10 protein-coding genes and 1 other RNA gene are annotated in these 10,432 nt (G+C 33.3%); 4 read left to right on the top strand and 7 right to left on the bottom strand.

Annotation, left to right across the window (positions count from 1 at the left end):
- Positions 1 to 15: 15 nt before the first annotated feature.
- Positions 16 to 555, bottom strand: coding sequence for a bifunctional pyr operon transcriptional regulator/uracil phosphoribosyltransferase PyrR (gene pyrR / locus ACIQ6Z_RS07740; protein WP_396196363.1), 540 nt, complete (start codon positions 553 to 555; stop codon positions 16 to 18).
- A 95-nt stretch (positions 556 to 650) separates the two neighbouring features.
- Positions 651 to 2,270 carry an ABC-F family ATP-binding cassette domain-containing protein gene (locus ACIQ6Z_RS07735; protein ID WP_396210334.1) on the bottom strand — a complete coding sequence of 540 codons (1,620 nt, stop codon included), beginning with the start codon at positions 2,268 to 2,270 and terminating at the stop codon, positions 651 to 653.
- Positions 2,271 to 2,425: 155 nt separating this feature from the next.
- Here ACIQ6Z_RS07735 and ACIQ6Z_RS07730 point away from each other — a divergent pair, with 155 nt between their 5' ends.
- Positions 2,426 to 3,829 (top strand): TlpA family protein disulfide reductase, encoded by a 1,404-nt coding sequence (locus tag ACIQ6Z_RS07730; protein ID WP_396210333.1) that lies wholly within the window; start codon positions 2,426 to 2,428, stop codon positions 3,827 to 3,829.
- Positions 3,830 to 3,877: 48 nt separating this feature from the next.
- Here ACIQ6Z_RS07730 and fsa read toward each other — a convergent pair whose 3' ends face one another.
- Positions 3,878 to 4,534 carry a fructose-6-phosphate aldolase gene (gene fsa / locus ACIQ6Z_RS07725; protein WP_396196360.1) on the bottom strand — a complete coding sequence of 219 codons (657 nt, stop codon included), beginning with the start codon at positions 4,532 to 4,534 and terminating at the stop codon, positions 3,878 to 3,880.
- Between the two features lie 123 nt (positions 4,535 to 4,657).
- On the bottom strand, positions 4,658 to 5,386 hold the full coding sequence (locus ACIQ6Z_RS07720; RefSeq protein WP_396210332.1) for a bacteriorhodopsin-like: 729 nt from the start codon (positions 5,384 to 5,386) through the stop codon (positions 4,658 to 4,660).
- 121 nt (positions 5,387 to 5,507) lie between these two features.
- On the opposite strand from ACIQ6Z_RS07720, the gene ACIQ6Z_RS07715 reads away from it, so the two are divergent.
- The gene (locus ACIQ6Z_RS07715; RefSeq protein ID WP_396210331.1) at positions 5,508 to 6,374 is read left to right on the top strand and encodes a Brp/Blh family beta-carotene 15,15'-dioxygenase; all 867 of its coding nucleotides are present in this window, start codon (positions 5,508 to 5,510) and stop codon (positions 6,372 to 6,374) included.
- 2 nt (positions 6,375 to 6,376) lie between these two features.
- Here the strand turns inward: ACIQ6Z_RS07715 and ACIQ6Z_RS07710 are convergent, their stop codons facing one another.
- Positions 6,377 to 7,180: an SDR family oxidoreductase gene (locus ACIQ6Z_RS07710; RefSeq protein ID WP_396210330.1), complete on the bottom strand. Its 804-nt coding sequence runs from the start codon at positions 7,178 to 7,180 to the stop codon at positions 6,377 to 6,379.
- A gap of 71 nt (positions 7,181 to 7,251) precedes the next feature.
- Positions 7,252 to 7,350: signal recognition particle sRNA small type (gene ffs, locus ACIQ6Z_RS07705), an RNA gene on the bottom strand.
- Positions 7,351 to 7,438: 88 nt separating this feature from the next.
- On the opposite strand from ffs, the gene ACIQ6Z_RS07700 reads away from it, so the two are divergent.
- The gene (locus tag ACIQ6Z_RS07700) at positions 7,439 to 8,482 is read left to right on the top strand and encodes a glutaminyl-peptide cyclotransferase (protein ID WP_396210329.1); all 1,044 of its coding nucleotides are present in this window, start codon (positions 7,439 to 7,441) and stop codon (positions 8,480 to 8,482) included.
- 1 nt (position 8,483) lies between these two features.
- Here ACIQ6Z_RS07700 and ACIQ6Z_RS07695 read toward each other — a convergent pair whose 3' ends face one another.
- Positions 8,484 to 9,434, bottom strand: coding sequence for an NAD(P)H-dependent flavin oxidoreductase (locus tag ACIQ6Z_RS07695; protein ID WP_396210328.1), 951 nt, complete (start codon positions 9,432 to 9,434; stop codon positions 8,484 to 8,486).
- A 159-nt stretch (positions 9,435 to 9,593) separates the two neighbouring features.
- Between ACIQ6Z_RS07695 and ACIQ6Z_RS07690 the strand changes: the two genes are divergently transcribed.
- Positions 9,594 to 10,432 (top strand): DUF5117 domain-containing protein (locus ACIQ6Z_RS07690; protein WP_396210327.1); only part of this gene is annotated, 839 nt, incomplete at its 3' end.

The raw sequence follows: 10,432 nt of genomic DNA, 5'->3' as shown, positions 1-10,432 counted from the left end.
CTATATTCTATGATCTTATTTTGTTACCAAATAAACGGCGTCTTCACCATCGTTTTCAAGCCATTTTACCCATACTTTTTCGTTGTTAATCACATCGACTTGTCGGCCTCTATAATCCGGCTGAATGGGCAAATGTCTACTAAATCTTCGATCAATTAATGTCAGTAATTCTACTTCTGATGGCCTACCAAAAGACTGAATAGCGGTTAGTGCCGCATTAATACTTCTTCCGGTAAACAACACATCATCAATAAAAACCACTTTTTTATTCTCAACTAAAAAATCGATTTGGGTTTTGTTCGCTTCCAATGGCTTTTCACTTCTTCTAAAGTCATCACGAAAGAACGTAATGTCTAAAAATCCCAATTGGATATTAGCTATATTATATTCTGTTTCTAAAATTTGTTTGATGCGTTCTGCTAAGAATCTACCTCTTGGTTGCAAACCAATTAATATAGTGTTTGAGAAATCGAGGTGATTTTCAATTAGTTGACAAGCTAATCGATGCAAGATAATGTGTACTTCTTTTGAAGTGAGCAAAACTTTTTGACTCATAATGTGTTGTTTGTACAAATTTAGAATTTATATTTCTAATAGCAATCCTATTGCAAAAAAAATCCCGTAACTAAAATTAGAAACGGGATGAGAGGTTAAGAATACATTTTTTGTCTTAATTCTTTAATTTTATCATCTTCCAGGTATTCATCAAATGTCATATATCGGTCAATAGCACCATTTGGCGTTAATTCTAATATTCGATTTCCAACCGTTTGCGCAAACTCATGGTCATGAGTTGTAAACAAAACCGACCCTTTAAAATTGTTTAACGAATTATTGAAGGCTGTAATGGATTCCAAATCCAAGTGATTGGTAGGCTCGTCCAACATTAATACATTGGCACGAATCATCATCATGCGCGACAACATACATCTAACTTTCTCACCCCCCGACAAAACATTACATTTTTTTAAGGCTTCTTCTCCTGAAAAAATCATTTTCCCTAAAAATCCGCGAACATATACTTCGTCTCTTTCTTCTTCTGTTTTTACCCATTGACGCAACCAGTCTACCAAGTTCAAATCTATTCCATCAAAATATTCATGATTATCAACTGGTAAATACGATTGTGTTGTTGTAATTCCCCAATCAAAAGTTCCGGCATCGGCAGTCATTTTATTATTCAAAATTTCATAAAAGGCTGTCGTTGCTCTAGAATCTTTAGAAAATACCACAATTTTATCCCCTTTTGCCATGTTTAAATCTACATTTTTAAACAAGGTTTCTCCCTCTACAGATGCGGCTAAATTTTGTACATTCAATATTTGATCACCTGCTTCACGCTCTGTATCAAAAATAATAGCTGGATATCTTCTACTAGAAGGCTTAATTTCGTCCAAATTTAATTTTTCAATCATCTTCTTACGAGAAGTTGCTTGTTTTGATTTGGCTACATTGGCACTAAAACGTCTAATAAACTCTTCTAATTCGGCTTTTTTCTCTTCGGCTTTCTTGTTTTGCTGTGCTTTTTGACGCGCCGCTAATTGCGAAGATTCGTACCAAAAAGTATAATTTCCTGAATAATGAGTAATTTTCCCAAAGTCAATATCCGAAACATGCGTACAAACAGCATCTAAAAAGTGACGGTCATGCGATACTACTAAAACCGTATTTTCGTAATTGGCTAAGAAATTTTCCAACCAACCTATAGTTTCAAAATCCAAATCATTCGTGGGCTCATCCATAATCAATACATCTGGATTTCCAAACAAAGCCTGTGCTAATAACACACGAACTTTCAGCTTCCCATCCATTTCACTCATCACTGTGTAATGATACTCGGCCCCAATTTCTAAGTTTGATAACATGGTAGCAGCATCACTTTCTGCATTCCAACCATTCATTTCATCAAATTGTAATTGCAATTCACCAATTCTATTTGCGTTTTCATCCGTATAGTCTGCATACAAAGCATCCATTTCTGTTTTGACAGCATGCAATATTTTATTACCCATCAATACCGTTTCCAATACTGTGAATTCATCAAATAAATTGTGGTTCTGATTCAATACAGACATGCGTTTTCCAGGTTCCAAAATAACCCTTCCCGATGTAGGATCCATCTCACCCGCAATGATCTTCATGAACGTTGATTTCCCTGCTCCATTAGCACCAATGATTCCATAACAATTACCTTGCGTAAAAGTGGTGTTTACCTCATCAAATAAGATACGTTTACCAAACTGAACCGATAAATTTGAAACTGTTAACATTTTTGTATTTTTATAAAACTGTTGCAAAAGTAGTAAAAATAGTAGATTTTTAAATCCTTTATTTGTATTTAATATGGGATTATTTTAACTGAATGTTAACAAGATGGTTAAAATATAACCAATACATTTGTTTTCGGAAATTCATAATCTATTGCATGATTAAAAATTACATTACACACACCTTACCCCTATACCTATTGATTATTGCTTGTTTCACTTCTTGTAAAAAGGAGTTTGAAGCAGACGATTATGCAGCCTATTTTGGTGGTGAAGTGCAAAACCCACAATCCAACTACGTCGTTTTCATGAAAGATAATGAGGTGCTAGACACCATTTATCTGGACAAAAACAATCGTTTCATGCATAAATTTGATTCGTTAGCCCCAGGCTTATATACATTTAAACACGATCCGGAATACCAATATGTTTATTTTGATAAAAACGACAGTTTAATGATACGATTGAATGCAATTGATTTTGATAATTCTATTGTATTTTGTGGTCGTGGCGATGAAAAAAACAATTTCTTAATGGAAATGTATCTAAAGAATGAAGAAGACAAAGCCACGATGTATACTGTTTTTGATCGTAATGTTCCTTCATTTCTTAAGAATATAGATTCTAGTTTTGCCATTCGAAAATCATTTTATTTAAAACGCAAAGCCGAAATTGGATGGGATACTACTTTTGATTCTCTTGCCAAAGCGAGTTTGGATTTTCATCACATGACAAAAAAAGAAATTTACCCCTATGCACATCAATTTAGAACAGGAATAAATATTAGAAAGGCATTACCTAAAAATTACTACGCACATAGAAAAGAGGTTAACTATGATACTCATGAAATGACAAATTACTCCCCGTTTATCAAATATGTTAGTATGATGTTGAACAATATGGCTTATGAAAAAAACAAAGGAAATCTAGTTGAAAATTCGATTGAGAGTAATATTGAAAAATTAAACCTTACTAAAAAACTCATTAAAAACGAAAAAACCAGAAATGTTGTACTGAATAATGTAGCACTCTTATATTTACTTGAAGACCAAAATATGTACAATAATACTAAATTTATTGAACGTTATTTAGAACTATCGACAGACGTGGCTCTTGAAAAAGAAATTCGAACCATTTACACTGCTGTACAAAATTTAAAAGTTGGCAATACTTTACCTAAAATTGACTTAGTAAACGCTAAAAATGAAACAGTAAACTTAAGTTCACTTATTACCAAACCAACCGTTTTGTATTTTTGGACCACACACGCCGAATCACACATGGCAATTGCCCACCAAAAAATAAACGAATTACATAAAAAACACTCTAATTTTAATTTCATTGCGATCAACATTGATGATACCCAGCCCAACTGGAACGACGCATTAAAGAAATACAAACTAAATAGTCATTTTGAATTACATGCCACGGATTTTGAAGCCATTCGAAACAAATGGGTGATTACCAAAATTCACAGGATCATCATCTTAAACGCTGATGGCACCATTAAAAACGGTTTTGCGAATTTATTTGATGTGAATTTTGAAAACCAACTTCAATAAAAAAGCGTTCCAATTGGAACGCTTTTCTGTATTATCTAGTTCAGGAAATTATTTATTTCCTTTTTCGTAATCTGCAATAAATTGTGCAATTCCAATATCCGTTAAAGGATGTTTTAATAATCCTGTGATGGATGATAATGGACCTGTCATAACATCAGCACCAATTTTAGCACAATTAATAACGTGCATGGTGTGACGAACTGAAGCTGCCAAAATTTGTGTTTCAAATCCGTAGTTATCATAAATTTGACGAATTTCATCAATTAAATTTAAACCATCAGTAGAAACATCATCTAGTCTACCTAAGAAAGGCGAACAATAAGTTGCTCCCGCTTTTGCAGCCAATAAAGCTTGACCAGCAGAGAAAATCAAAGTTACATTGGTTTTAATACCTTTATCTGAGAAATATTTACATGCTTTTACACCTTCTTTAGTCATGGGTAATTTCACTACAATTTGCTCATGCAAATCTGCTAACTCTTCCCCTTCTCTTATCATGCCTTCTAAATCCATTGCATTTACTTCAGCACTTACATCGCCGTCTACAATATTACAAATAGCTACGTAATGTTTAAGGATGTTATCTTTACCTGTAATGCCCTCTTTGGCCATTAATGACGGATTAGTAGTTACTCCGTCTAAAATACCTAATTCTTGTGCTTCTTTAATTTGCTCTAAATTAGCAGTGTCAATAAAAAATTTCATGTTGATAAATTTAATGTGTTGTATGTTGTTTGAATTGCAAAAGTAAGAAATCGGATCAGAATACCATAAAAAAACCGCTCCAAAAATGGAGCGGCTAACCAAAAACTAAAAATTGAACTGTACTTAATCTTTTGAAGTTGATTTAACAGCTAAGTTATAAATAACCAATCCAAATCCGATTTTGTTAATGGCATCAGCAATGTTGTACGCAACGTCAACACTTCCTTTACCTAGAAAATCCGTATACCATCCGTCTGTTCCTAACATATATCCTAATGGATAGATAGCCCAACCTACTAATACGAACCAACATAAAATTTTGTGAGATGCTAATACATTTCCACCTGCAGCTGCAGCTAACTTAGAAGCTTCACCTAACCAGATTTCATAAACGATTACGAAATAAGCTAATCCTGAGATTAATCCCCAAAATGCTGCTTGATCACTGAAAATAGTTTCTCCAAAGTAACCTGTTACCAACATTACTATTGAAAGGAAAATCATTTTCCACAATAGGTTTTGTTTGGCTCCAGCCACTTTAAGAATCAAATAAAACTCTAAACACATTAATGGCACAGTTAATACCCAGTCAACATATCTAAAGAACGTTGGTGATTCTTGGAACGCATTCCAATAGTCACGCATGTAAAAATAATGTACCGCAGCAATAAAAGTAATCAAACCTGATACCAATACTGAAGTACGCCACTTTTTATCAAATTGATTCAATGATAAAAAGAAAAAAGCTGAAGCAGCCATCATAGCCATGCTTCCAATAAAAAAGGTAAACCCAACATAATCATTAGGTAACATTTTTGTTACACTAGATGAAAGAAACATTAAATTTGTCATAATTAATATAGTTTAAATTAGTTTGTTTAGTAAATTTATAAAATAAAAATTTAAAAAAAAAATTTTTTTGTTTATTTTTTTTAAAAAAACACTAAACAAAAAATTAAAAATTAAATAATAAATGAGTAAAATATCAATCATAACAAGCTTTGCGGGACTTTGGCTAACTTCTTATTTATCAGATAATAACCAATTAATTTTTGGATTTTTTTTGATTTTCACCTTCGGAATTTTGCATGGAGCGAATGATTTGGTCCTAATCCATCAAATCGAAAACAACAAAAAAACAACTTTTGTCAAAATTATTGTTTCTTACCTTTTAATTGTTACAGGCTCTGTTGTATTATTTACACTATTACCACTTTTAGCCTTACTACTATTTATTCTTGTTAGTGGGTATCATTTTGGAGAGCAGCATTGGGCATCCTTGATTGAAAACAAAACTTCAGTTCGAAAATTATTTGAACTTATTTATGGCCTATTTATACTTGCAGTCCTATTATATGTTAATGCAGCAGAAGCCAGTAAAATAATATTTGAAATTACGGGCCTACTTTTACCCCTGACATTTTTCACGCTTTCAACAGTATTGCTGAGCATATTATTACTGATTTCTACTTATATCATGACAAGAGAGCATAGTGATTTTAAAAAGAACATTATAGAGCAATTGTTTTATTTAATTGTCCTCGTAGTTATTTTTAAAAGTTCCAGTTTGATTTGGGGTTTCACTATCTATTTCATTTTTTGGCACAGTATTCCATCGCTTAACGATCAAATCATATTCTTATATGGAGAATACAGTCTAGTAAATTTTAAAAAATATGTAAAAACTGCTTTTGGATATTGGATCCTATCTATAATAGGTATAGCGGTTTTGTATGTATGGGCAAAAGATCTAATTATTTTTGACGCATTATTTTTTTCTTTTTTAGCATCAATCACATTTCCTCATGCCCTTGTAATATTAAAAATGTTTAAAAAGTAAGTTTACAATTTATAATGATTCATCAATAATTTTTCATACAAAGTATCTGGTAAAATGCGTTTTAAAACAATGGAAAATTTCTGCATAAATGCTCCTACCTTATAATGTACTTTCGGACATTTAGTTTGAATAATCGCATGAACTGCCATTGCCATTTCGTTTGGATTACTCCCACTATCAACATGCGAATCCATTTCTTTAAGCGTATTACCATAGGCTATTTCATAAGCTGAACCCTTAATAACAGGAGCATGATAACGTCCTGCTGCTATATTGGTAGCAAAATCGCCAGGGGCTACATTAGTGATCTGGATTCCAAACGATTTTACTTCCATTCGTAAAGCTTCTGTAATTAATTCCAAAGCCCCTTTTGATGCAGAATAAATTCCCCGATAAGGCAAACCCATATATCCTGCAATTGAAGTAATATTAATAATTAAACCCGATTTTTGCGCACGCATTTGAGGCAAAACTGCTTTCATTACTTCTATAGGCCCAAATAGATTGGTTTCAAAATTATTTCGAATTTCTTCTGTCGGAATTTCCTCAATTGGCCCCGTAATACCTACACCTGCATTGTTAATCACAACATCTAATTGGCCTTCTTTTTGAATGACTTGTTTCACACAATTAACAATGCTATTTGGATCGCGAACATCTAAAGCAAGAAGCGGAATGATAGAATTTGCTATATTTTGAGGATTTCTACTAGTTCCATAGACCACAAAACCTTTTTGATAAAGAAATGTTCCAATTGATTTTCCAATTCCAGAAGAACCACCCGTAATTAATACTACTTTTTTCATGTTGAATGATTATGATACGAAGATAAGAAACTTTTAGGCATAAAAAAATCTCCCTAAGGAGATGCAATAAAAAATGGCAAGCGACCTACATCGCACCGCTACAACCACATACCTTTGCTGTGTTCCCACCCTGGAGGAGTCTGCAGGAGCTGGTCGTGTAGGACTTGCCGTTGCAAATATACAATCTTTTTATATTTTTACAAGGTTAATTGTAGGTATAAAAAATCATTGTATATTTACCTTAAAAATATTTCAAGCATGTTAAAACTTAAGCTATTCGCTATCATACTTTTAGGTATCCTTGCATTAGGCTGTAAAGAAGATGAAAACGAATTAAAAAAATTATTTTCGATTGAAAATCCTTCACTTAAACCGATACTAAAATTAGAAGAAAGTATTGATTTAGTGCTTCAAAACAAAAAAAACAAAGCGATAGATTCCGTTAACTATTTTATTAACGATATCAAAATTGGTACTGTAAAAGGAAACCAAAAAATCCCTTTTGCACTAAATAGATTAAAATTAGGCAATCAAACGCTAAAAGCTAAGGTGTATTTTGAAGGAAAAAGCACTGACATAGAAACAAGTTTTTCAATCTATGCGAGTCGAGAACCTAAGCTATTAAATTTTAAAATTGTAAATACCTATGCACACGATATAAATGCATATACACAAGGATTTGAATTTTATAAGGGAGTGCTATTAGAAGGCACTGGACAATATAAAGAATCAACTTTACGTAAAACCGATTTTAAAACGGGTAAAGTAACCCAACAGATCAAATTAGAAGACAACTATTTTGGAGAAGGTATTACAGTTTTAAACGGAAAAATATACCAACTAACTTGGAAAGAAAAAACAGGATTTGTTTATGATGCCAATACATTAGCTTTAGAGAAAAAATTCTCCTTTGAAACCGACGGTTGGGGACTTACAAATGATGGCACAAATTTATACTTGAGTGATGGTTCAGAGATTATTTACATTTTAGACCCTTCAAATTTTAAAGTTGTTGATAGCATTAGTGTATATACTGCAGGATCCAAAATCGACTCTATTAATGAAATGGAATGGATCAATGGAAAAATTTGGGCTAACATTTATCAAAAAGATGTAATAGCGGTAATTGATCCAAAAACGGGTGCAGTTGAAAATGTCATTAATTGTGTTGCTTTGAAAGGCAAAGTAACACAACACCCAGAAGTTGACTATTTTAATGGGATTGCTTACAATCCATCGACTAAAACTTATTTTGTAACAGGTAAAAATTGGGATAAAACTTTTGAGATCGTAATCGAATAATTTAAGCAACTAATTGTGCCACAATTTTTGCTATCGGTAAAATTGCTTTTGTATTTTCAATACTAGGACCGGCAACCCATACCGTTTTGTATGTAACTTGCGTAGCCGCTTTTTCAGTTGCTTTCATACCAATGTAGAAACGAATCATTTTGACCCATTTTTTTAAGGTTTTATTCTTATTTAACAACGTTTCGAGTTGGGTTTGTTTTGTTCCAACTTTTTGAACATAAGGTGTATTGATAACCGTACATGGTGTTCCCGAAATGCGTTCGGTCATCACTATGTCTTTTGCTGTATAGTCAACACACGCTTGTTTGTAATCTTGAGAAACTCCTGATTCGATGGAGGCAATAAACGGACTCCCTACCGAAACTCCTATAGCGCCATAGCTTAACATAGCATCTAATTCGGCCTTACACCCTACTCCACCTGCAGAAATCACCGGTAATGAAGTATGCTCATTGATTGCTTTGATTAAAGTTTCGGGATCCAAATTTCCTCGGTGACCACCCGCTAAATTATTCACGGCAATGATGGCATCAGCTCCTAATCGCTCCACTTTTTGAGCAAATGCAACATCTGTTACATCACAAAATACTTTAATTCCTACTTTATGAGCTTCTCTTATGGTTTCTTCAGGCGAACCGAGTGAAGTAATAATAAAATCAACCCCTTCTTCACACAAAACGCGAAGCTGTTCTTTATACTTCACATTTGACTTATTGACGATTAAATTGTACCCAAAGCTTCCTCCAGGGACTTTTGCCGCTTTTAAGGTTCTAACCGAGGCTTGTAATTCGGTCAACGTGCGGTAATTTAAAGCTGGAATACAACCTGCAACACCACTTTTCATACCTTCAATCACCATTTGGGTATTGGATACCAAAAACATTGGAGCCATGATTACAGGATGAGTAATATCAAGAAGCGAGGTTAGGGAATGTTTTTTCATTTTGTCATCAATTTCAGATCAAATATACAAAAATTAGGGAATAATTTTTTGTAGAATCAAAATTGCATACGCTGCATCATCAAATCATAATTATTTCTTAAAATGTAACTCCGCACCAAAATTTAAAATAAATTTGGATGCAAACTAACAAAAAAATAAATGACAAAAAAACTAACCGTATTGAGTTGTCTTTTAGCATTGCTAATTTCAACCGATGTCATGGCACAAAAAAAGCCACAAGACAAGAAGAAACCAACTACTGATGTTCCTGCTGGCGATGCAAAAAAACCAGATGGAAAAAAAGAACCCAAGCCGTATAAAAAAGTAATTGACTCAACAGCAGTTACACAAAAAGGATTAATTGATGTTCATAAAGTAGCTGAAAAATACTTATTTGAAATTTCAGATTCTTTGATTGGAAAAGAAATTATGACCATTACCCGTTATTCGAAGACGCCTGCGGGTGGAGGAATTTTTGGTGGTGAAGAAATCAATCGTCAAGTGGTGCGTTTTGAAAAAGGACAAAACCATACCATCATCTTGAGATCCATTACCTATGTAATTACAACACCTAACGAAGACAAACCTATCACACAATCCGTTAAAAACTCAAGTGCCGATCCTATCATTGGTATTTATGATGTTTTAGCTTATAAAAAAGATGCATCAGGTAAAAACACCTTATCAAGTGTGATTGATATGACGCCTGCATTTGAATCGGATACACAGATATTTTCTTTAAATTCGATTAACAAACAAATGTTAAGCATCCAAGCGTTTCAAAAGGATAAATCATTTATTCAATTTGTAAAAAGTTTCCCGATCAATACGGAAGTGCGATCTACAAAAACTTTTTCAACAGTAGCTCCACAAATTTCAAGAACCCCAACACCTAAGGTTGGCGTTGACTTTCCTGCTGGTTTAGATGCTGGTGTAGTAACTATGGAAATAAACACTTCATTTATTTTACTTCCAGAAAACCCAATGCGAAAAAGAGC

Source organism: Flavobacterium sp. (assembly GCF_044376915.1).
In the GTDB taxonomy this organism is placed as follows: Bacteria; Bacteroidota; Bacteroidia; order Flavobacteriales; family Flavobacteriaceae; genus Flavobacterium.
This window is presented reverse-complemented; position numbering and strand designations above follow the sequence as displayed.